This window comes from Isoptericola chiayiensis, from assembly GCF_013149805.1.
GTDB lineage: Bacteria > Actinomycetota > Actinomycetes > Actinomycetales > Cellulomonadaceae > Isoptericola > Isoptericola chiayiensis.
Genome location: NZ_JABEZT010000003.1, coordinates 613,534 through 634,369 on the forward strand (window position 1 = coordinate 613,534; position 20,836 = coordinate 634,369).

At 74.2% G+C, this 20,836-nt stretch carries 18 protein-coding genes; 9 read left to right on the forward strand and 9 right to left on the reverse strand.

Features of this window, described 5'->3' with window-relative positions; genetic code table 11:
• Nucleotides 1–55: 55 nt before the first annotated feature.
• From HDG68_RS09150 to HDG68_RS09165, 4 genes are all read right to left on the reverse strand, one after another.
• Complete coding sequence (locus HDG68_RS09150; protein ID WP_343037503.1) at nucleotides 56–787, reverse strand: glycosyltransferase family 2 protein; 732 nt, start codon at nucleotides 785–787, stop codon at nucleotides 56–58.
• Nucleotides 784–2,157, reverse strand: a complete 1,374-nt coding sequence (locus HDG68_RS09155; protein WP_343037504.1) for a PIG-L family deacetylase — start codon at nucleotides 2,155–2,157, stop codon at nucleotides 784–786. Before HDG68_RS09155 ends, HDG68_RS09150 begins: the two co-directional genes overlap by 4 nt.
• The gene (locus tag HDG68_RS17085) at nucleotides 2,154–3,242 is read right to left on the reverse strand and encodes an acyl-CoA dehydrogenase (protein WP_172151285.1); all 1,089 of its coding nucleotides are present in this window, start codon (nucleotides 3,240–3,242) and stop codon (nucleotides 2,154–2,156) included. Before HDG68_RS17085 ends, HDG68_RS09155 begins: the two co-directional genes overlap by 4 nt.
• A gap of 89 nt (nucleotides 3,243–3,331) precedes the next feature.
• Nucleotides 3,332–4,654 (reverse strand): glycosyltransferase 87 family protein, encoded by a 1,323-nt coding sequence (locus tag HDG68_RS09165; protein WP_172151286.1) that lies wholly within the window; start codon nucleotides 4,652–4,654, stop codon nucleotides 3,332–3,334.
• Between the two features lie 172 nt (nucleotides 4,655–4,826).
• Here HDG68_RS09165 and HDG68_RS09170 point away from each other — a divergent pair, with 172 nt between their 5' ends.
• Nucleotides 4,827–6,077: an acyl-CoA dehydrogenase family protein gene (locus tag HDG68_RS09170; protein ID WP_172151288.1), complete on the forward strand. Its 1,251-nt coding sequence runs from the start codon at nucleotides 4,827–4,829 to the stop codon at nucleotides 6,075–6,077.
• Between the two features lie 225 nt (nucleotides 6,078–6,302).
• On the opposite strand, the gene HDG68_RS09175 is transcribed toward HDG68_RS09170, so the two are convergent.
• From HDG68_RS09175 to HDG68_RS09190, 4 genes are all read right to left on the reverse strand, one after another.
• The gene (locus HDG68_RS09175) at nucleotides 6,303–6,998 is read right to left on the reverse strand and encodes a GOLPH3/VPS74 family protein (RefSeq protein ID WP_172151290.1); all 696 of its coding nucleotides are present in this window, start codon (nucleotides 6,996–6,998) and stop codon (nucleotides 6,303–6,305) included.
• A 52-nt stretch (nucleotides 6,999–7,050) separates the two neighbouring features.
• On the reverse strand, nucleotides 7,051–7,746 hold the full coding sequence (gene pnuC, locus HDG68_RS09180) for a nicotinamide riboside transporter PnuC (RefSeq protein WP_172151292.1): 696 nt from the start codon (nucleotides 7,744–7,746) through the stop codon (nucleotides 7,051–7,053).
• A gap of 10 nt (nucleotides 7,747–7,756) precedes the next feature.
• A complete protein-coding gene (locus HDG68_RS09185; RefSeq protein ID WP_172151294.1) occupies nucleotides 7,757–8,521 on the reverse strand; it encodes a TetR/AcrR family transcriptional regulator in 765 nt (254 codons plus the stop codon).
• An 87-nt stretch (nucleotides 8,522–8,608) separates the two neighbouring features.
• On the reverse strand, nucleotides 8,609–10,600 hold the full coding sequence (locus HDG68_RS09190; protein ID WP_172151296.1) for an ABC1 kinase family protein: 1,992 nt from the start codon (nucleotides 10,598–10,600) through the stop codon (nucleotides 8,609–8,611).
• Nucleotides 10,601–10,715: 115 nt separating this feature from the next.
• Here HDG68_RS09190 and HDG68_RS09195 point away from each other — a divergent pair, with 115 nt between their 5' ends.
• From HDG68_RS09195 to HDG68_RS09205, 3 genes are read left to right on the forward strand one after another with little or no spacing between them, the layout of a single operon-like run.
• Complete coding sequence (locus HDG68_RS09195; protein ID WP_343037506.1) at nucleotides 10,716–12,470, forward strand: ABC transporter ATP-binding protein; 1,755 nt, start codon at nucleotides 10,716–10,718, stop codon at nucleotides 12,468–12,470.
• Nucleotides 12,467–13,279 (forward strand): energy-coupling factor transporter transmembrane component T family protein, encoded by an 813-nt coding sequence (locus tag HDG68_RS09200; RefSeq protein ID WP_172151300.1) that lies wholly within the window; start codon nucleotides 12,467–12,469, stop codon nucleotides 13,277–13,279. Before HDG68_RS09195 ends, HDG68_RS09200 begins: the two co-directional genes overlap by 4 nt.
• Nucleotides 13,280–13,314: 35 nt before the next feature.
• Entirely contained in the window at nucleotides 13,315–13,887 is a 573-nt protein-coding gene (locus tag HDG68_RS09205) for an ECF transporter S component (protein ID WP_216648168.1), read from the forward strand.
• Between the two features lie 110 nt (nucleotides 13,888–13,997).
• Here HDG68_RS09205 and HDG68_RS09210 read toward each other — a convergent pair whose 3' ends face one another.
• Nucleotides 13,998–14,225, reverse strand: coding sequence for a hypothetical protein (locus HDG68_RS09210; protein ID WP_343037507.1), 228 nt, complete (start codon nucleotides 14,223–14,225; stop codon nucleotides 13,998–14,000).
• 83 nt (nucleotides 14,226–14,308) lie between these two features.
• On the opposite strand from HDG68_RS09210, the gene HDG68_RS09215 reads away from it, so the two are divergent.
• From HDG68_RS09215 to HDG68_RS09235, 5 genes are all read left to right on the forward strand, one after another.
• The gene (locus tag HDG68_RS09215; RefSeq protein WP_172151304.1) at nucleotides 14,309–14,929 is read left to right on the forward strand and encodes a mycothiol-dependent nitroreductase Rv2466c family protein; all 621 of its coding nucleotides are present in this window, start codon (nucleotides 14,309–14,311) and stop codon (nucleotides 14,927–14,929) included.
• 9 nt (nucleotides 14,930–14,938) lie between these two features.
• Nucleotides 14,939–15,862 carry an LLM class F420-dependent oxidoreductase gene (locus HDG68_RS09220; RefSeq protein ID WP_172151306.1) on the forward strand — a complete coding sequence of 308 codons (924 nt, stop codon included), beginning with the start codon at nucleotides 14,939–14,941 and terminating at the stop codon, nucleotides 15,860–15,862.
• Between the two features lie 324 nt (nucleotides 15,863–16,186).
• The gene (locus HDG68_RS09225) at nucleotides 16,187–17,980 is read left to right on the forward strand and encodes a glycosyltransferase family 2 protein (RefSeq protein ID WP_172151308.1); all 1,794 of its coding nucleotides are present in this window, start codon (nucleotides 16,187–16,189) and stop codon (nucleotides 17,978–17,980) included.
• Nucleotides 17,977–18,708, forward strand: coding sequence for an efflux RND transporter periplasmic adaptor subunit (locus HDG68_RS09230; RefSeq protein WP_172151310.1), 732 nt, complete (start codon nucleotides 17,977–17,979; stop codon nucleotides 18,706–18,708). The genes HDG68_RS09225 and HDG68_RS09230 overlap by 4 nt, the downstream gene beginning before the upstream one ends.
• Nucleotides 18,705–20,831 (forward strand): glycosyl hydrolase, encoded by a 2,127-nt coding sequence (locus HDG68_RS09235; protein ID WP_172151312.1) that lies wholly within the window; start codon nucleotides 18,705–18,707, stop codon nucleotides 20,829–20,831. The genes HDG68_RS09230 and HDG68_RS09235 overlap by 4 nt, the downstream gene beginning before the upstream one ends.
• Nucleotides 20,832–20,836 lie beyond the last annotated feature (5 nt).

The following is a 20,836-nucleotide window of genomic DNA, read 5'->3' on the forward strand; positions in this document are numbered from 1 at the left end:
GGCGGCGACGTGTCGGGGTCGGGTTGCCGAACGGGCGGCAAACGTTCGGGCGGAACTACGCGGAGCGGACCGACCCCGGCGGGACGAGGTCCTCGCGCAGGTGCCGCGCGTAGCCTCCCGGCGTGCGGCCGACCAGCCGCGCCGACGTGACGACCTCGCACGCGGCGTCCGCGACGACGCGCGCCCCGGTCGTGCGGGCCCGGTCCACCAGGACGACGTCCTCGTGCTCGCGCAGGGCCGCGAAACCGCCGGCGGACTCGTAGGTCGAGCGTCGGATCCCCAGGTTCGCGCCGTGCACGTGGCCGTTCGCCACGCCCGGCCGGTGCGACGCGAGCCACGCGTCGGCGCGGTCCGCGGACAGCTCCTCCAGGCGGGGCCGGACGGTTCCGACCACGACGTCCGCACCGCCGTCGGCCAGCTCCAGGTGCCGGACCAGCCAGTGCTCGGGCACCTCGGAGTCGCCGTCGGTGCAGGCGAGCCAGACGCGCGCCGTGTCACGACCGGGGTCGGCCCGCCCGACCGCGTCGACGCCGGCCCGGCGGGCCTCCCCGACGCCGACGCCCGGCGTCGTCAGCGTCGCGAACCCCGACGCCCGCGCGACGTCCGCGCTGCCGTCCGTGCAGCCGTCCAGGACGAGCACGGTGCGCACCCGCACGAGCGGCGCGGCGTCGTGCAGGAGCGCGACGGCGCCCCGCAGGGCGTGCAGGCACCGTGGCAGCAGCTCCTCCTCGTCGTGGACCGGGACGACGACGTGGATCGCCTCGAGCGGGTCCGGCGCGGCGTTCACACGAGCCCCGTCTCGCGGGCGACCGACCGTGCCGGTCGCCGGACCAGGACCTCCAGCACGAAGTCCTCCTCCTCGTGGCGGACGAGCACGTCGAGGCCGGGGTGCGACCGGAGGGCGTCGTGGACCTCGTCGCCCGCCAGCGGGTACTCGGGGACCTCGTGCCGCCAGTGGCAGGCGACCACGACGCCGTCGTCGTCGAGCGTCGCGACCGTCCTGTCGACGGCCGTGTCCAGGTCGGCGCGGTCGTAGTAGTACAGGACCTCGGACAGCACGATCAGGTCGTAGGTGCCGTCGGGCCACCGGGCGGGGGTGTCGAGGCGGAGCAGCTCGACGGTGTCGCCGAGGCGTCGGCGGGCGCGGTCCAGGGGTGCGTCGGCGATGTCGACACCGGTGACGCGGTCGCACCGGTGGGCCAGCTCGGCGGTGAGGACCCCCGTGGAGCAGCCGATCTCCAGCCCGTGCCGGAAGCGGGGGCGCGGCAGGGCCGCGAGGAGGACGGCGCGCTTGCGCTCCTCGTACCAGCGCGTCTCGAACCCCCACGGGTCGGTCCGTCCGGCGTAGAACGTGTCGAAGAAGCCGCGGTCGAGCGACCTGGTCGGTGGCGGCGGGGCACCGGGAGCCCGCTCGACGACGAACACCTCGACGGGTCGGGCCGCGTGGCGCAGCATCTCGGCACCCAGCACGGGCTCGGTCCCGGGGGTCGGCAGGGCGACCTGGGTGGCGTGGGCGGCCAGGGCCTTCGCCTTGGCGGCGACCTCGGTCGGCGTCAGCCGCAGGCCGTGGAGGTGCTGCCAGGGTCCGTCGGACGCCGGGTCGCCCCAGTGCCACCACCAGATGGGGTACTCGGCCAGCCGGGCGTCGCGGGCGGCGGCGACGTCGGCGGCGGTCTCCCCGGCGACCCGGTGGTCCCGGTGGCCGTCACCGCGCCACGGCGCCACGAGGAGCGTGCCCTGGCCGTGGCCCTGGCCCCGGCCCGGCGCCAGCGCTGCGTCGAGCCCGCGGCGCAGCTCGTCGCGGTGCTCGCGCAGACCGCCGTCGGGCAGTCCGAGCAGGACCAGCCGGGCGCTCGGGGCGAGGACGGCCAGGGCGGCGACGAGCTCGCCGCGACGCGTGGTCCGCAGCTCCTCGACGTCCGCCGTGCCGGGGTACGACGCCTCGCCGTCGGTGGCGACGACGACCGTGACGGGGACCCCGGCCCCGCCGAGCCGGTGGAGCAGTCCCGCCGCGCCGAACGACTCGTCGTCCGGGTGGGCGGCGAGCACGACGAGCTCGTCGACGCCCTCGAGGTCGAGCGGGTGCGGCCGGGTGAGGATGCCGGCGTCCACCCAGGTCTGCTCCGCGGTGCCGGGCTCCCGGTGGTCGAACGTCACCACGGCAGCTCCCCGCGGGCCAGGAGGTCGCGACCCTGGGAGGCCTGGTCGCGTTCGGCGTGGTGCTGGCGCACGTAGAGGCCGAGGTCGGCGACCCGCCGGGCGAAGGCCTCGTCGGTCGTCAGCGGCCCGGGACCCATGGCGTGCGCGCAGCGCCGCTGGACCTCCTCGACGGCGTCGGCGACGACAGTTCGGACGCGGCGCGCCGTCAGGCCCGCGACGGCGTCGTCGAGCCCGCCGTCGACGCTGCCGTCGACCAGCACGGCCGCCTCGGCGAGCGCCGACCGTGCGGCGCCGAGCGCGACGTCCACGGCGCCGAGGTGGGCGAGCGCGAGCTGCTGCGCCTCGCGGCCCTGCAGCGAGGACCACAGGCTGCGCGCCAGCCCGACCGCACCGCCCCACCAGCAGGCGGCCACCCCGATCCCGCCCCAGGCGAACCCGGGGCGCCGCAGGTACCAGCCGGTCGGACCGACGGGTACGGCGGGTGCGGAGTCGAGGTGCACCGGAGCGCTGACCACCTGGGTGAGCCCGCGCGCCACCCACGGGCCCTCGTCGGCGCGGACGTGCGGGGTGCGCAGGGCGACGGCGAAGAGCCGTCGCTCGTCGCCGACCCAGGCCGTCACGAGGGCGTGGCTGAGGTGGCGGGCCAGGGAGCACCAGGGCTTGGTCCCGTCGAGCACCCAGCCCTCGCCCGCGGCGTCCGGCCGGGCCTCGACGCGCACGCCCGGTCCCTCGGCGGCGTAGACGCCCCAGGTCGATGCCGGTCCGGCGTCGAGAAGGCCCAGGTCGACGCCGTCCGGTGCCTGGCGCAGGATCGTCAGGGCGTCGAGGTGCGGCTCCAGGACGCGTGCCGCGCCGACGTCGGCGGCGGCCACCGAGGCCAGGGCCGACCAGAGCCGGACGGTGTCGCCCTCGCCGGGTGCGGGCAGCGACGGTGCGATGCGCCCCACCCGGTCGAGGAGCGCCGGCACGTCGGTGGCGTGGTCGGCGACGAACGCCAGGTCCGACGGCGGCAGCGCGGCGTCGGCGCCCGGCGAGGGGTCGGGAGCCAGGGTGACGGGCGACGGTGCGGCGGGGTCTGCCACGGGACCTCCTGGACGGGGACGGCGATGGTTGCCTCAGCGTCCGGGGAGGTGGGTGCGTGCGCAACCGGAAGGATCCGGTTGCGCAGTGCTCAGGGGCGGGGGTGGACGGGGCGGCCGTCGCGCGTCCGTGCCGCCGGTTCGGCGCCGAGGTGGACGATGCGCCAGGTGGCCCCGGCGAGCAGCACGACGAGGGCGAGGTTGCGCAGCGCCTCGACGACCACGATCCAGGTCTCGCCGCCCAGGAAGGGGCCGTAGGCGACCGGGTAGACGAGGTAGGTGGCGTAGGCGACGAGGATCATGCCGAGCGCCGGTGGCCACCACCAGCGCAGGGAGCGACCGGCCGGGGCGGCGGAGAGCGCCACCGCGACGGTGGGCCCGATCCAGGCGACGAACTGCGGCGAGCCGACCTTGTTGAAGACGATGAGCGCGACGAGCAGCGCTGCCGCGGACAGCAGGACGAGCTCGTAGGCCTTCTCGGGGTGCCGGCGGGCGGCCCACAGCGTCACGAGCGCGAGGGCGGCGACGGCGGCGACGAGCAGCCAGTCGAGGGTGTCGGCGACGGTTCGCGCGGCGTCGCCCTGGACCTCGTAGGTGAAGATCTCGTCGTTGTACTCGATGCGGATGCCGGGGTCCCACCAGCGGGCGACGGAGAACCAGGTGGCGAGGACGGACTCCGCCTGCAGGGTCCGCGACCCCTGCTGGCCGAACACGCTCAGCGCACGGGTGCCGGCGCCGCCGAGGAGCGCGAGGCCGACGACCACGGCGCTGACGACGGCTCCGGGGACGACGACGGCGCGCAGCAGGTCGCGCAGGCTGCGGCGGGTGGCGGCGATCGCGACGACGACGGCGCCGGGGGCGATCTTGATCCAGGCGCCGGCGGTGGCGACGGCGACGGCGATCCGTGGGTGGCGCCGGGCGAGGACGAGGGCGACGAGGATCATCGGCGCGACGACGCCGTCGAGGCGGCCGAGGAAGATGGGTCCGAGGGCGAGCAGGAATAGCAGCCACCACCAGGCGCCCAGGACGCCGCGGGGGGTCGAGCGCACGAGGATCACCGTGGCGACCGCGTTGAGCGCGACGATCGCCGCGGTCCACAGGATCTCGTAGCCGAGGAGGTCGTCGGTGACCAGCGCGGGCGTGACGACGGGGGCGAGGGCGCCGGCGGGGTAGACCCAGTCGTAGTCGAGGACGGGCCACTGGCCGGTGGTCAGGCCGTGGCGGGCCCACCACTCGTAGAGCGTGACGTCGCCGTAGATCGTGTTCTGCCAGGTGATGGCCTCGTGGACGAGACGGGCGTGCACGACGACGAAGGCGAGCGCGAGCAGCCACGGCGAGGCCAGGAGGTGGGCACCGCGGTCCCGCGCGGCGGCGGCCGTCGTGGGGGCGGGGGCGTCGTCGGGCACGCGCCACATCGTGCCAGATCCGCGATCACGCGGGGACGCCGTCCGGCACGAGCCGCGGACGCTGTGATACCCCGTATCGCTTGACTGAGACCGAGTCGCGTGCGCATGATGGGGGCAGACCGGCGCCGTCGCCACCAGCCTCGGTGACGGCGCCGGCGCACCAGTTGGAGAGAAGGACCTCATGAACCGCCCCGCACCCGCACAGATCGGCGTCACCGCGCCCGACTACGACGTCGCCGCACCCCTCGACGTCGACTTCGCCCGCGCGTTCGCCGACGTCGACCCCGCCGCCCGCGCGCACCAGCTCGCCGTGCGCGAGTTCGTCCAGGACGAGGTCCTGCCCGTCATCGACGGCTACTGGGAGCGCGCCGAGGTGCCGTTCGACCTCGTCAAGGCGCTCGCCGAGCGCGACTTCCTGCGCGACGGCGTCGACGTGCCCGGCCGCCCGTCGATCTCCTTCATGGCTGAAGGTCTGGCCAGCATGGAGATGTCCCGCGGCGACGGCTCCGTGGCCACCATCTGCGGCGTCCAGGGCGGGCTCGCCCTGCGCTCGATCGTCATGCACGGTTCGCCCGAGCAGGTCGAGCGGTACGCCGAGCCGATGGCGCGCGGCGAGATCCTCGGTGCGTTCGCGCTGACCGAGCCCACCCACGGTTCGGACTCCGTGTCCCTGGAGACCACGGCCCGCCGCGAGACCCGCGACGGCGTCGAGGGGTACGTCATCGACGGCGAGAAGAAGTGGATCGGGTTCGGCTCCTGCGGCGACATCACCGTGGTGTGGGCCCGCCTGGTCGACGAGGGCAGCCCGGGTCACGGCCAGGTGCACGGGTTCGTCGTCCCGCAGGACGCCCCCGGCTACACCGGCACCACCATCGAGGGCAAGATGGCGCTGCGGGCCATCTGGCAGGCGCACATCGTGCTCGACGACGTGTTCGTGCCCGCCGACGCCGCCCTGCCGGGCGCCACGTCCTTCAAGGCCACCTCCGAGGTGCTCTTCGCGACGCGTCTCGCCGTCGCGTGGTCCGCCGTCGGGCACGCGATCGCCTGCTACGAGGCCGCCGTGCACTACGCGACCCAGCGCGTCCAGTTCGGCAAGCCGCTCGCCGCCAAGCAGATGGTCCAGGAGCGCCTGACCCGGATGCTGTCCACGGTGACCCAGCTGCAGCTGCTGGTGACGCGCCTGACCGAGCAGGCCGACGCCGGCGAGCTCACCGGCGAGCAGGCCTCCCTGGCCAAGTACACGTGCACCCGGGGCGCCCGCGAGGTCGCCTCGATCGCCCGCGACATGCTGGGCGGCAACGGCATCCTGCTGGCCAACCGCGTCGCGCGGCACTTCGCGGACATCGAGGCGATCCACACCTACGAGGGCACCGAGTCGATGAACGCGCTGATCGTGGGCCGCGCCATCACCGGTGTCTCCGCCTTCGCGTAGACGATCACCGCAGGTTCCGGCGTGGGTCGACGCCGGTCACGTGCACCGCCGTGCGATCACCAGCCGGACGGCGGTCCACCTGAGGCGCAGCGCCGCCCCGTGATCCGGGGCGGCGCTGCGTCGTTCCCGAGGCGTCGCGTCGGCACTCCGCGGCCGGGTCGGCAATCATCCGTGCCGATCCGGCCGCGGAGTGCCGACAGGTCGCCGGAAAGGCGGCCCGTCCGGTCAGGACGACAGGATCGTCGGCGTGATGATCGCCGGGAGGATGATCGTCGTCAGGAGCACCGCGTTGATCTCGTCGACGGCCTTCTTGACGGCGTCGTGCGCCCAGGACTCCTCGGCGAGCTCCTTCGCGCGCGCCTCGGCCTGCTTGCGGTGCTCGGCGGGCACGAGCTGCTTGACCAGCGCGGTGCCCGCCACGAGGGACAGCAGCGCCGCCGTCTCGGGCCGCGGGTCACGACGGCCCAGCAGCACGTCCTCGCACTCGGCCCGCAACGCCGTCTCGTGCGACGAGTCGGCGGCCGGCCAGGACGTGGTGGGGAAGATCCCGAGGATCTTGCCCGACTCCCGGCGCAGGATCCGACGCTCGACGAGCCCGGTGAGCAGCTCGTCCCGGACGTCCTTCGCCAGCGGGCCGAGCAGGTCCTTCGGGGTGCGCGGCCGCTCGGCGACGACGGCGAGCGCCCGGTCGAGCGCGGGGTGCCCGGCGGGGGAGGCGTCCAGCACGACGACGGCGCCCTGCGGCACGGCCGACCCGGCCGCCGTCGTCGTCCCGGCGCCGGCCACCTGGACGCGACCCGCCAGCGCCAGCTCGAGCAGCAGCGCGGCACCGAGCCGGGTGTCCAGGTCGGTGAGCCAGCCGTCCGGCTTGCCGGTGGTGTCGTCGTAGGCGAGCAGCAGCAGGTCCTCGGCGATCAGCATGGGGCCATCATCGCGCGCCGGGCCCGTGTCGCGGATCCCCCGCGCGACGGAGTCAGGGTGTGGCCTCGGCCTGCTCGCGGCGGTGCACCCGCAGCCAGACGAAGAACCCGACCAGGGTGAACGCGCCGTAGAACACGTACATCAGGGCCGTGGCGTAGTACTCGGCCGACCACAGTAGCGGGACCCCGACGACGTCCACGGCCACCCAGATCAGCCAGAACTCGACCCAGCCGCGCGCCATGCCGTAGGTGGCCAGCAGCGAACCCATGAAGATCCACGCGTCCGCCCACACGGGTTCGTAGGAGCCCAGGGCCTTGAACAGCGGGGTCAGCGCGAGCGTGCCGCCCACCATCGCGACCACCAGGAACGCGCGCTGCGGCCAGGTCGCCCAGCGCGGGTGCACCCCTTCGGCGCCCGACGACGGCACCTTGCCGTCCGCACGGACCTCCAGGTCCTGCTTCCTCGTCTCGCGCCAGCGCATCCACCCGTAGACCGAGACCGCGATGAACATGACCTGGCGGCCGGCCTGGCCGAGCATGTCGGCCCGGCTCGCGTCGCCGAACACGGAGTTGAGGAACACGGTGAGCAGCAGCAGGTTCCCGATGATGCCGACCGGCCACGCCCAGACCTTGCGGCGCATGCCGCCGAGCGCCGAGGCGAGTCCGAACGCGTTGCCGATCACCTCGCGCCACAGGACCGGACCGGAGTCGCCGACCGTGAACGTCGCGTCGAAGAGCCACTCGATCATCCGTGCCTCCTCAGTTGAGCACGTCGCGCACGGCACGGGCGACGTCGTCGGGGCCGGCGCCCTCCTCCAGCACCGCCACGACGACGCGCTTGCTGCCGGCGTGCGGCTCGCCGACGTCCTCCGCGGCCGTGGTGCCGCCGTCGGACGCCGGAGCAGCGGCGACGCGGCGCAGGTCCGCGAACGCCTCCTCCAGGTCGGGACGCAGGTCGAGGTAGGGGTTGCGCAGCCAGCGACGCAGCACCGCGTTGTGCACGGCGACCACCGAGGCCGCGAACGCGATCGACATGGTGGTGCGGGAGCGGTCGGTGGGCAGCGTGTCGCGCAGGTAGGCGGTGAAGGCGCGCTCGTAACGGTGGGTGGTGACGAGCTCGCGGTCCCGCAGCGCCGGCACCTGCTGCAGGAGTCGGTGTCGCGCGAGCGACGTCTCGCGCTGCCCGACGTGGTGGTCGAACACCAGGCGCGCGGCCCGGCACACCTCCAGGTACGGGTCCACCGACGGGTCCCACGCCGACTCGCGTGAGGTGTTGGCCTCCTCGTTGACGCGCGCCTCCGGGCGGGTCGCCGCCAGCATGACCACGACCTCCTCGAGGAGGATCTCGTGGTCGGCGAAGACCACGTCCTCCTTGGACCGGAATCGACGGAAGAACGTCGCACGACTGATCTGTGCGGCGTCGGCGATCTCCTCGACGGTGGTCTGCTCGAACCCCTTCCGGGAGAACAGCTCGATGGCGGCGTCGACGGCCTGGGCGTGGGTGTGCGTCCGGACGGCGGTCATGGCACACGAGGCTACTCCGCGGTGAGACGGCGTCCCAGTCGCCGGACGGTGGACGGCGTCTCCGACGGCGGGCCCCGGCGTGCCCGGTCAGCGCCGCGAGCGCAGCGCGAACACCAGCACCCGGACGCTGAGCAGCGTGCCGACGAACGCCAGGCCCGCGCCGAGCACCCAGTACAGGTCGATGCCGGGCATGAGCATCGGCCCGGTCGGGGAGACGATCATCAGGACGGCACCCACCAGCGACGCCGCTGCGATGACCGCGGTGACGAGCTGCTGGACGAGCGAGGTCAGGAACCGGCGGTCCTCGGGGTGCGCGAACGAGCGGACGGTGACGGTGAGGTTGCCGTCCTGCAGGTCCTCGACGACCTGGGTCAGGCGGCGGGGCAGGCGCTGCAGGGTGGGCGCCATGCCGGCGAGGGACCGGGTCACGCGGTCGCGGACGGCGCGCGGGCCCATCGACGCCTTCAGCAGCGGTGCCCCGATCTCCTGGGCGCCGGCGACGAGGTCGTACCCGGGTGCGATCAGGGCCAGCGCACCTTCGAGGGAGGCCATGGTGCGCAGCGCCGAGGCGGGCCCGGGCGGGACGGTCATGCCGGCGTCGGCGAACAGCGAGATCATCGTGCCGAACAGCTCGCCGGAGCCGCCGGGGCCGGTGCCGTGGCGGAACCGGACGATGACGGCGCCGAGGCGTCGCTCGACGTCGCGGGCGTCGAGGTGGGCGGGCTGGTCGAGCAGCTCGCGCAGCGCGTCGAGGGCGGCGATGGAGTCGTCGCCCTGCACGGCGAGCAGGAACGCGCCGAGCGCCATGCGTTCGGACTCGTCCATGCGGCCCACGGCGCCGAGGTCGAGCAGGCCGAGCGTGCCGTCGGCGCGGACCAGGATGTTGCCGGGGTGCAGGTCGGCGTGGAAGACGCCGGTGACGACGAGCTGGCGCATCGCGCTGCCGAGCAGCGCCTCGGCCATGGCCTGCCGTTCGTCCGGGTCGAGGTCGGCGAGCACCGCGTCGGCCTCGCCGAGGGGGACGCCCTCCATGCGGTCCATGACGAGCAGGGTCGGGCCCGACAGCTCGGGGTGCATGGTGGGCAGCTGCACGCGCGGGTCGACGCCGCCGGGCGTCGCGGCGAGGGCCCCGTCGAGGTTGAGCGTGTTGCCGAGCTCGATCGTGTAGTCGAGCTCTTCGCGCAGGGATGCCGCGAACCCGGCGACCAGGCCCTCCACGCCGAGCGACCGGGCCCACTGCGTGTCCCGCTCCAGGCGTCGGGCGAGCCTTCCGAGGATCCGCAGGTCCACCTCGACCTGGGCGCGGGCGCCGGGTCGCAGCACCTTGACGACGACGTCGCGGCCGTCGCGCAGCCGTGCGGCGTGCACCTGGCCGACGGACGCGCTGGCCAGCGGGGTCTCGTCGAACCGCTCGAACTCCTCCTGCAGAGGGCGCCCGAGCGCGGCGTCGACGGCGGTGCGGACCGTGTCCCAGGACTCCGGCGGCACGCGGGACTGCAGGTGGGTGAGCTCGTCGGCGACGACGTCGGGGACGAGGTCGCGTCGGCTGGAGAGCATCTGGCCGAACTTCACGTAGGTCACGCCGGCGTCGGACAGCGCGAGACGCAGGGACCGGGCGTGCGCGGCGAGCGCCCCGGTCGACTCGGGTTCGCCGTCGGCGCCGCGCCGCAGGAACCCGCCGAGGCCACGTTGCACGAGGATCGCCACGACCTGGGCGTACCGCTGCGACTCCTGGCGGCCCTCGCGCAGGCCGCGCAGCGTCTGCAGGGGCGAGGGGAGCCGCCCGGTGGGCAGCAGCACCTCGAAGGCGAGGAGGAAGCCGAGGGCGACGGCGAACATCCAGGCCCAGGCGACGACGACGAGCAGCAAGAATCCGAGGGCCTCCCCGGTGCTGCCCACGTCGAGGGTGCCGATCCCGGCGTCCAGCAGGGAGGTGCCGACGCCGAACACGACCAGTGTGGTCACGATCGAGCGGATCCAGCCGACGGGCGCGTCGAGCGCGCGGCGTGCGGCCGCGGCCAGCAGGAGCCCCGACACGAGGGTGACGACCAGCACCACGAGTCCCGAGAGCCACGACATGACGCCCACTCTGGCGTGTCTCGCGCCCTCCGGCGCGCTGAGCGGGCGGATCGTGTCCTGTCCGTCGGACGGACAGGGCCTCGTCAGGAGAGTGAGGTTTGCCTATCCTGGCCCGGTGATCCTTCCGCTGCTCGAGACGACCGGCCTGCGCGTGCGGCACCATCTGCCGCACGACGACGGCGGGTTCCGGCTGGGTGCCGCGGCCCCGGACGGCGTCGACCTCGCGGTGCATCCCGGCGAGGTCGTCCTCCTGCTCGGGCCCTCGGGGTGCGGCAAGTCCACCCTGGCGCTGGCCACGAACGGGCTGGTCCCGCACGTGGTCGCCGCCGACGTCGCCGGGACGATCACCGCAGGCGGGCGGGACGTGGCGCGGACGCGCCCTCCGGAGCTCGCCGGGGACGTCGCGATGGTCTTCCAGGACCCGGACGCCCAGGTCGTCACCGGCTCCGTGCTCGACGAGGTCTGCTTTGCCCCCGAGAACCTCTGTCGGCCCGCCGACGAGGTGCTCGCCCGCGCCGAGACCGCGCTGCGGCAGGTCGGGCTGTGGGCGCGCCGCGCCGACGACCCCGCCACGCTGTCCGGCGGGGGACGGCAGCGGCTCGCGCTGGCCGCCGCGCTGTCGGCCGGGGCCCGCACCCTCGTGCTCGACGAGCCCACCGCCAACCTCGACCCGGCCGGGGTCGAGGAGGTCTACGACGTCCTGCGCACGCTCGTCGCCACGGGTGAGCACGGCGTGCTGCTCGTCGAGCACGACCTCGACGTGGCCGCCGACGTCGCATCCCGGGTCGTGGTGCTCGACGACGGAGGCCGCGTCGCCGCCGAGGGCCCGGTGCGCGAGGTGCTGACCGGGCAGGCGAAGCTGCTCGACGCGCTCGGCGTCTGGCTGCCGACCGCGACGCTCGCCGGCCTGCGGCTGCGCGACCAGGGCGTCGTCGTCGACCCGCTGCCGCTCACCCCCGCCGAGCTCACCGCGACGCTCGAGGCCGCCGACGACCTGCCCGACCCGGCCGCGCACGCGGACCCGCGGCGACCGGGCCCGCCCGTCCTGACCGTCGACCGGCTCACGTTCCGCCGCGGCCGGACGACCGTGCTGCGGGACGTCGGCCTCGCCGTCGGTCGGGGCGAGTTCCTCGCCGTGGTCGGCGCCAACGGTGCCGGCAAGAGCACCCTCGCCCAGCTCGTCGCCGGCGTGCTGCGGCCGCGCCGCCGGGCCGTGCAGGGGAGCGTCGCCGTCGCCGGCCTCGACCCCTGGCGCGCCGACGTGCGCGACCTGACCGCCGCCGTCGGCTTCGTGTTCCAGAACCCGGAGCACCAGTTCGTCACCTCCCGCGTCGACGACGAGCTCGCCGTCGGGCTCCGGGCCCGCGGCCTGCCCGAGCCCGAGATCGCTGCGCGCGTCGAGGACGTGCTCGACCGGTTCGGCCTCACCCCCCTGCGCGACCGCCATCCGTTCTGGCTCTCCGGCGGGCAGAAGCGCCGCCTCTCCGTCGGCACCGCGATCGTCTGCCGGCCCGACGTGCTCGTCCTCGACGAACCCACCTACGGCCAGGACCGCGAACGCGCCGTCGAGCTCCTCGACCTGCTCACCGCCCTGCACGACGACGGCACCACCGTCGTCGTGGTCTCCCACGACATGCAGCTCGTCGCGGAGCACGCCACCCGCGTGGTGGCCCTCGCCGACGGGCGCGTCGTCGCCGACGGCAGCCCCGCCGTCGTCCTCGGTGACGAGGCCCTGCTGGCCCGCGCCGGGCTGCGCACACCCCCGCTGGCCCGCGCCACGCGCGACGTGCACCGGCACCCGCGGTGGCGGTCGGTGACGCGACTCGCCGACCTGCCCACCGCCACGGCGCCCGTGGAGGTCGGGGCATGAGCGCCGCCGTCCTGCCCGCGCCGGCGTCGACGACCCGGACCCGCGAGGGCCGCAGCGACCTGCGCACCTACAACCCGCTGGTCAAGATCCTCGGCGTCGTGCCCGTGATGCTCTACGTCGTCACCACCCGCGACGTGCTCACCCCCGCGCTCATCGGCGCCGCCGCCTTCGCTGTCCTCGCCGCGATGGGCCGCGTCCGTCCCACGGTGCTCGCCGGCGTCGCGCTCACCGCCGCCGCGCTCGTCGCCGTCATGACGCTCTCCTTCGGGCTGCTCACCGACCCCGCCGCCGTCACCGGCAGCACCCTGATCGCCTCCATCGGACCCGTCCAGGTGTGGTCCGGGGCGCTGGCCACCGGGCTCGCCACCGCCGTGCGCACCGTCGCGCTCCTGATGCTCGTGCTGCTCGGCGGGCTCACCACCACCGGCGCCGACCTCGTGCGCGCCATGACCCAGCAGCTGCACCTGCCCTACCGGATCGGGTACGCGGCGCTCGCGGCCGTGCGGTTCGTGCCACGGTTCGGCCACGAGCTCGAGGTCATCCGCGGTGCGCACCGGGTCCGGGGCGTCGCCCTCAGCCGCGGCCCGCTCGGGGCAGTGCGCCGCCGCGCCGGGTACGTGGTGCCGCTGCTCGCCGGCGGGATCCGGCACGGCGAACGGGTCTCGCTCGCCATGGAGTCGCGCGGGTTCGGCGCCCACCCGACCCGCACCGAACGCGTCCGGGTGCCGTTCGGGCCCCGCGACGTCGTCCTCCTCCTCGCGCTGTGGGGCGGAGCCGCCGCCTGCGCCGCGCTCGCCACCCTCCTCTGACCGCCCCTCGACACCGGAGTCCCACCATGCAGTCCGTGACCACCCGCTACCTCATGACCTGCGCCGCCATCGGCGCGGCCGTGGGCGTGCTCCTCGTCCCGGCGAACTTCGTCAGCGCGCCGCTGGCCGCGGCGGCACCCCTCGCCTACGCCCCGCTGGTCGGGCTGTGGATGATCGGGCCCGTGCTGGCGCTGGCGCTGATCCGCCGCCCGGGTGCGGCCGTTCTGACCACGTTCGTCGCCGGCGTCGTCTCGTCGGCCTCCCCGGTCGGCGCGTGGTCGATCGTCACGTGCCTCATGGCGGGCGTGGCGGTGGAGCTGGCGTTCCTGGTGACCCGGTACCGCGTGTGGAGGGCCTGGCTGTTCTACCTGGACGCGGCGGTGTTCGGGGCGGCGTACGTCGCCTCCGGATGGGCGGCGTTCGACATGGCCGCGATGGCGCCCGGGGTGCTGGCGGCGTTCGTGGTGCTCATGATGGGCAGCTTTGTGGTGTTCACCTGGCTGGGGCTGCTGCTGGCGCGGCAGCTGGCGCAGGCCGGCGTCGCGCGCGGCCTGGCGCCGTCCGGCCCGGCCCGGGCGCGCGAGGTCGGCCCGGAACCGGCGAGGTAGGCATTCTTCCCGCGGGGTAGGCAACTCTCCCGCGAGGGAGGGCACGGTGCCTACCTCGCGGAGGAGGTCGCCTACCTCACAGGGACGGTGCCTACCTCGCAGGGGAGCGCCTAGGTCCCGGGGTTGCGGCGGTCGGGCTCCTCGAACCCGACGTGCCGCCGCCGGCTGCGCTGGACGTGCCGGATCTCGCGCACCAGGATCGCCGCGGCCAGGGCGAAGGGGATCCAGGCCCAGACCCGGCCGCGCAGCGCGGCGAACAGCGTCACCAGGGTGAAGACGGCGGCGGCGGCGATGGTCAGGACGCTCGCCCACGGGACCCTGCGCACGATCGAGAGCACGACGCCGACCCTACCGACCCGTGATCGCACGCGATCGTGCGCTGCTGTCGAATCGATACACGCTCCGGAGTATCGTGCAGGCGATGACTTCCACCGACACGACCAAGCCCGTCGTCGACGTCTACATCGACCCCACCTGCCCCTTCGCCTGGGTGACCTCGCGCTGGGCGCTGGAGGTCGAGAAGCACCGCGACGTCGACCTCACGTTCAAGCTGATGAGCCTCTACCTGCTCAACGCGGACAAGGACATCCCGGACGACTACCGCGAGCGCATCGAGGCCTCCCGCGGCGGCGGTCGGGTGGCCGCCGCGGTCCAGGCCGACCACGGTGCCGAGGCGCTGTCCGCGTACTACACGGCGTTCGGGACCCGCTGGCACGACCAGGAAGTCAAGGACGTCGACAGCGTGATCGCCGGTGCGCTGGCCGACGCCGGCCTGCCTGCCGAGCTGGCCGACGCCGCGACCTCCGAGGAGTACGACGACGCGCTGGCCGCGTCCCACCACGCGGGGATGGACCCCGTCGGCCAGGAGGTCGGCACCCCGACGATCCACGTCGACGGCGTCGCGTTCTTCGGCCCGGTGCTGACCCGGGTCCCGCGCGGCGAGGAGGCCACCGAGGTCTTCGACGCCGCCGTGTCGCTGGCCCGCAACCCGCACTTCTTCGAGCTCAAGCGCTCCCGCACCGAGCGCCCGGTCCACGACTGAGGGGGCGTCATGACTCTCGATCTGCGCATCTTCACCGAGCCCCAGCAGGGGGCCTCGTACGACACCCAGCTCGCCGTCGCCCAGGCGACCGAGCAGCTGGGGTTCAGCGCCTTCTTCCGCTCGGACCACTACCTGGCGATGGGCGGGGACGGGTTGCCCGGGCCCACGGACTCGTGGACCACGCTCGCCGGTATCGCCCGCGAGACGTCCACGGTGCGGCTGGGCACCCTGGTGTCGTCGGCGACGTTCCGTCACCCCGGGGTGCTGGCGATCCAGGTCGCCCAGGTGGACCAGATGTCCGGCGGCCGCGTCGAGCTGGGCCTGGGCACCGGCTGGTTCGGTGCCGAGCACGCCGCCTACGGCATCCCGTTCCCGGACAAGCGGTTCGGTCTGCTCGAGGAGCAGCTGGAGATCCTCACGGGGCTGTGGGGCACCCCGGTGGGCGAGACCTTCGACTTCGCCGGCGAGCACTACACGCTCACCGACTCCCCGGCCCTGCCCAAGCCCACCCAGGAGTCGATCCCGCTCATCGTCGGCGGTGGTGGGCCGAGGCGGACACCGCGGCTCGCGGCACGGTTCGCGAGCGAGTACAACCAGTCGTTCCCCGAGATCGAGGCCGTCGGCCCGCGGATCCGGGTCATCGAGAAGGCCCTTGCCGACGCCGGACGCCCGTCGGACTCGCTGACGCAGTCGGTGGCGCTGGTGCTCGCCGTCGGCCGCGACGAGGCGGAGTTCACCCGCCGGGCCGCGGCCATCGGCCGTGAGCCGGCGGAGCTGCGCGAGCACGGGGTCGCCGGCACGGTCGCCGAGGCCGTGGACCGGTTGGCGTCGCTGCGCGACCAGGGCGTGCAGCGCGTCTACCTGCAGGTGCTGGACCAGCAGGACCTGGACCACCTGGACCTGGTGGCGCGGGAGATCGCCCCGCAGCTCTGAGCGAGCCCCCACGAGTTGTGGGCGTGATTCTTGGGCTGTGAAGGTGGCTAAAAGGTGCATCTCGGGCCAAGGATCACGCCCACAGCGTGGGCTGGGGTGTGTGAACGGGGTATTGCGGGCTGAGCGCACCCCGGTTGCCGGTTGGTGGAGATCCTCGGCGACAGCGCTTTCCATCGTGACAGCCACCACAGCGCGACCTAGGTTGAGCAGCAGACGACGAGGTGGGTTCCCCGACGCGGGGGACCCACCTCGTGCGTTCGGGGGCAGCTTTCCCCCGTACCGCCAGGCACTGCTCCACCGGCGTCTCGCGAAGGGACACCCGTCATGACCACCCTGGACTCACCGAGTACCGAAATCCCGTACACCGCCGGCCCGCCCCCGACGCCCGGCACCACCATCCAGGGCGACCCGCAGGCCGCCGCTCGCCGTCGGGACGCGAACGCCGCCGCGCACTCGCCGTCGCTCATGCTCGTCATGCTGCTGGCCACGCTCGGCGCCGTCGCCTACGCCGTCTTCCTGCTGAACCCCGACAACCGGGGCGACCTGCTGCCGTACACGCTCGTGGTCGTCGCCGAGTCGGTGCTGCTCGGCCTCGCGCTGCTGGCCATGTGGACGGTGCTGTCCTCGGGGTACAACCCGCGCGACTTCGCCTACCACCAGGCGCGCGAGCGCCTCTTCGACGCCCCGGAGATCCTGCGCGACGGCGCCACCGACGACCCGACCCGGTGGCGCATGTACCTGCACGACCGGCCCGTGACGGCGGACATCTTCATCACCACCTGCGGCGAGGACGTCGACACCATCGCGCGCACCGTCCGCGCCGCCGTGGCGGTGCACGGCGAGCACCGCACCTGGGTGCTCGACGACGGACGCGACGACCAGGTGCGCGACCTCGCGGCCACGCTCGGGGCCCGGTACATCCGGCGCCTGTCCAGCGGCGGGCAGAAGGCCGGCAACGTCAACCACGCGCTGAGCATCGCCAAGGGCGAGCTGTTCGTGATCCTCGACGCCGACTTCGTGCCCCGGCCCGAGCTGCTCGTCGAGACGGTCCCGTTCTTTGTGCGCGACGACGTCGCGTTCGTCCAGTCGCCGCAGACGTACGGCAACATGAACTCCCTCATCTCGCGCGGCGCCGGCTACATGCAGGCGGTCTTCTACCGGTTCGTCCAGCCCGGCCGGAACCGCTTCAACGCGGCGTTCTGCGTCGGCACCAACGTGGTGTTCCGCCGCGAGGCGATCGACGACGTCGGCGGCATGTACACCGACTCCAAGTCGGAGGACGTGTGGACCTCGCTGCACCTGCACGAACGCGGCTGGCGCTCGACCTACATCCCCCAGACCCTCGCCGTCGGCGACACGCCGGAGACGATCGTCGCGTACGCCAAGCAGCAGCTGCGCTGGGCCACGGGCGGGTTCGAGATCCTCCTGCAGCACAACCCGTTGTCCCCGCGGCGCAACCTCACCGTGGACCAGCGGCTGCAGTACTTCGTGACCTCGACCCACTACCTGTCGGGCATCGCCCCGCTGCTGCTCCTGCTGGTCCCGCCGCTGCAGATCTACCTGGACCTGACCCCGATGCGGCTCGACGTGTCGGTCGGCACGTGGGCGCTGTACTACCTCGGGTTCTACGGGCTGCAGATCACCCTGGCGTTCTTCACGCTCGGCTCGTTCCGGTGGGAGGTCCTGCTGCTCGCGGCCGTGTCCTGGCCGATCTACGTCAAGGCGTTCTGGAACGCGCTCACGGGCAAGCAGCAGGCCTGGGCGGTCACCGGCCGGGTCGGGGGAGCGACGTCCCCGTTCGAGGTGATCGTCCCGCAGGTGCTGTGCTTCGTCTTCCTCCTGGTCACCTCCGTGGTGGGCCTCTGGAAGCACTGGGGCGACGACGGTCTGCCGGGCCTGTCCGTGGCCTGGAACGTCACCAACACCCTGATCCTGGGCGGGTTCGTCCTCACCGCGGTCCGGGAGCACCGGGTCGCCATGCGTGAGCAGCGGGCCGCCCGCCGCCCCCAGGCACCTGCCCGCCCCGCGGCCGGCGACTCCCGTGCCGCCCGCCGCGACCGGAACACCCGCCGCGGCGACCGCCGTCGGACCACCGTCACCTCCGGAGGTGCCGCATGACCTGGACCACCCGCCTCAAGCTCGCGGTCGGCGTCGTCGTCATCCTGGCGCTGTGCGCCACCCTCACGCTGGTCCTGAACCGTCGCATGAGCCAGGCCGTCTCCGCGCAGGCGACGATCGTGGCCGAGGAGATCTCCGTCGGCACCGACTACGCCGGCACCGTCGTGGAGACGTTTGTCGAGGAGGGTGACGTCGTCGCCGAGGGCGACCCCGTGTTCACGCTGCGCAGCCTCGTGCTCGCCCACGACCTGTCGATCGGCATGGTCTCGCGCAAGGCCGCCACCTACGAAGTGACCGACGAGGGCGAGATGACCATCACGGCTCCGGACGACGGCGTCGTCTCGGCGGTCGACGCCGCGCCCGGCGGGTTCGTGCAGTCCGGCACCGTGCTGGCCACGCTGCAGCGCCACGGCACGATCTCCGTCGACGCGCGCCTGCTCCTCGACCCCGCCGACTTCGCGCGGATCGAGGAGGGCTCCTACGCGCGCATCGTCCTGCCCGACCAGACCGAGCTGCCCGGGGAGGTCGAGTCGCTCGCCGTGCAGTCGACGCGCAACGACGCCGAGGCCACCCTGACGATCACCAGCGCCGCCCTGGCGCAGCAGGCCGGGGAGGGCATCGTGCTGCCCGGCACCCCCGTGCAGGCCAGCGTCGAGCTGCGCGACGACGGACCGCTCGCCGGCCCGGACCTCGCGTTCCAGCGCTTCCTGACCAGGATCGGTCTGTGAGGACGCGTCCGTTCGCCGCCGTGGTGGCGGCCGGTGCGCTCCTCGCCGGGTGCACGACGGCGCAGGCCCCGGCCGGCCCGACGTCCTCCGGCGTCGAGGTGGTCGAGGCCGCCGCCCCCGCCGTCGACCCGACGGTGCTGCCCGCCGCGGAGGGCCCCGACGTCGCGATGCGGCTCGCCGACGACCTGCCGCCCCCCACCAACCGCTGGTTCTCCGGTCTCGTCTTCGGCGACGAGTCCCAGCCCGTCTTCCCGCTGCCGCTCGCCGTCGACGTCACCGCCTCCGGGTTCGCCTACGGGCTGCCCGACGTCCGCGCCGACGGCACGCTCGTGGCCGGGCCGTTCGTCCCCCAGGTGGCCGTCGACCTGCGCGAACCCGTCACCGGGCAGGTCAGCGGGTACGACGCCGCGACCGTCAGCGTCGACCTGGTCGCCGGCGACGGCACCGTGCTCGGCGAGCTCCGCCTGACCCGCGGGTCGCCCGTCCTGCACTACACCGCCAGCCGCGACCAGGACGTCCGCCTCAGCCAGACCTTCGCCGCGGCCGGCGACCTGCCCGACGACGTCGCCGCCGCGGACGTCGACGGCCGCCGGCACGTGCTGGTCGGCTCCGACGGGCTCGACGTCACCGCGGCGCTGGCCGGCGACGGTGGCACGATCTCGCTGTCCGCCGGCGACGCCGTGTCCTGGCTGGTCGAGCCCGACACCGAGGACGGCGACACCGAGGACGGCGACGCCGGGACGACGGCGCTCGCGGACCTGGTCGAGGCCGTCCGCGACCCGGTGGTGGCCTCGCAGGCCGACTACGCGACCGGCGACGGGCAGGTGACCACCGCGGTGCGCTACGAGACAGCGGGCGGCGGGGACGCCGTCCTCGTGCGTTTCCCGCACCAGGCCGAGGCCGCCGACGAGGCCGCGTGCGGACTGGGCACGTACGCGACGGTGCTCGGCACGGCCGAGCTGTGCCTCGGCGACGAGATCGCCTGGCACTCGCCCGCGCGGCAGCCCGTGCTCGGCCTGGACCTGTCCGGCCTGTCCACGGAGCAGCGCGACGAGCTGGCCGACCAGGTGCGCGCCGATGTCGAGGCGGCGCTGGCCGAGACGCGGCCCGCCGACACGTACTTCGGCGGCAAGGCGCTGGCCCGCGACGCGAACCTGTGGATGCTGGCGCTCGACCTCGGCCTGGAGGACGAGGCGGCGAGCCTGCACGACAGCGTCGTCGCCGACCTGCGCACCTGGGCCGAGCCCGACGGGTGCACGACCCGGCCCGAACGCTGCTTCACCTGGGACCCGACCCTGCGGACCGTCGTCGGGCAGGCCGTGTCCTTCGGCAGCGACGAGGGCAACGACCACCACTTCCACTACGGCTACTTCCTGTACGCCGCCGGCGTGCTGGCGGCCGACGACGCCGCGCTGGCCGAGGAGGTCGCCCCGGTGATCGACCTGCTGGCCGCGGACGTCGCCGCCGCCGCGGAGGTGGACGCCGGCGACGGCGCCCCGATGCCGGCGCTGCGGGTGCTCGACGTCGTCATGGGGCACTCGTGGGCGTCCGGCCCCTCGCCGTTCGCCGACGGCAACAACCAGGAGTCCGCCTCCGAGGCGGTGGCGGCCTGGCACGGCCTGGCCCTGTGGGCCGACGCGAGCGGCGACGACGCGTTGTCGCAGCAGGCCCGCTGGATGCTGTCGCTGGAGGCCGACTCCGCGCGGGCCTACTGGACCGACTTCGACCGCGACGACCCGGTCGCCGAGGGCCTCGAGGCGTCGGTCACGTCCCTGGTGTGGGACGGCAAGCGGGAACGGGCGACGTGGTTCTCTGCCGAGCAGAGCGCCGCCCTGGGGATCCTCGTCCTCCCGGTGACCGGGGTGTCCACCTACCTCGGCGACGACCCCGACCGCGTACGGGCCAACCTCGCCGAGGCGCTCGGCACCGACGACCTGTGGTCCGAGGCCGACACGTGGGACGTCATGTTCGGCGACCAGCTGCTGATGTACGCCGGGCTGCTCGGCCCGCAGGACGCCGAGGCGGCGCTGGAGGTCGCCCGGGACCTGCCCGACGAGCGGGTCGACGACGGGTCCACCCGCTCGTGGCTGCTGGCCTGGCTGATGACGCGCGCCGCGGCGTAGGCCAC

Bases quoted from the DNA above. Each gene is read 5' to 3' on its own strand.
- HDG68_RS09165 (WP_172151286.1), bottom strand. From the start codon at position 4,654: ATGTGGCGCGTGCCCGACGACGCCCCCGCCCCCACGACGGCCGCCGCC.
- HDG68_RS09170 (WP_172151288.1), top strand. From the start codon at position 4,827: ATGAACCGCCCCGCACCCGCACAGATCGGCGTCACCGCGCCCGACTAC.
- HDG68_RS09175 (WP_172151290.1), bottom strand. From the start codon at position 6,998: ATGCTGATCGCCGAGGACCTGCTGCTGCTCGCCTACGACGACACCACC.
- pnuC (WP_172151292.1), bottom strand. From the start codon at position 7,746: ATGATCGAGTGGCTCTTCGACGCGACGTTCACGGTCGGCGACTCCGGT.
- HDG68_RS09185 (WP_172151294.1), bottom strand. From the start codon at position 8,521: ATGACCGCCGTCCGGACGCACACCCACGCCCAGGCCGTCGACGCCGCC.
- HDG68_RS09190 (WP_172151296.1), bottom strand. From the start codon at position 10,600: ATGTCGTGGCTCTCGGGACTCGTGGTGCTGGTCGTCACCCTCGTGTCG.
- HDG68_RS09200 (WP_172151300.1), top strand. From the start codon at position 12,467: ATGAGCGCCGCCGTCCTGCCCGCGCCGGCGTCGACGACCCGGACCCGC.
- HDG68_RS09215 (WP_172151304.1), top strand. From the start codon at position 14,309: ATGACTTCCACCGACACGACCAAGCCCGTCGTCGACGTCTACATCGAC.
- HDG68_RS09220 (WP_172151306.1), top strand. From the start codon at position 14,939: ATGACTCTCGATCTGCGCATCTTCACCGAGCCCCAGCAGGGGGCCTCG.
- HDG68_RS09225 (WP_172151308.1), top strand. From the start codon at position 16,187: ATGACCACCCTGGACTCACCGAGTACCGAAATCCCGTACACCGCCGGC.
- HDG68_RS09230 (WP_172151310.1), top strand. From the start codon at position 17,977: ATGACCTGGACCACCCGCCTCAAGCTCGCGGTCGGCGTCGTCGTCATC.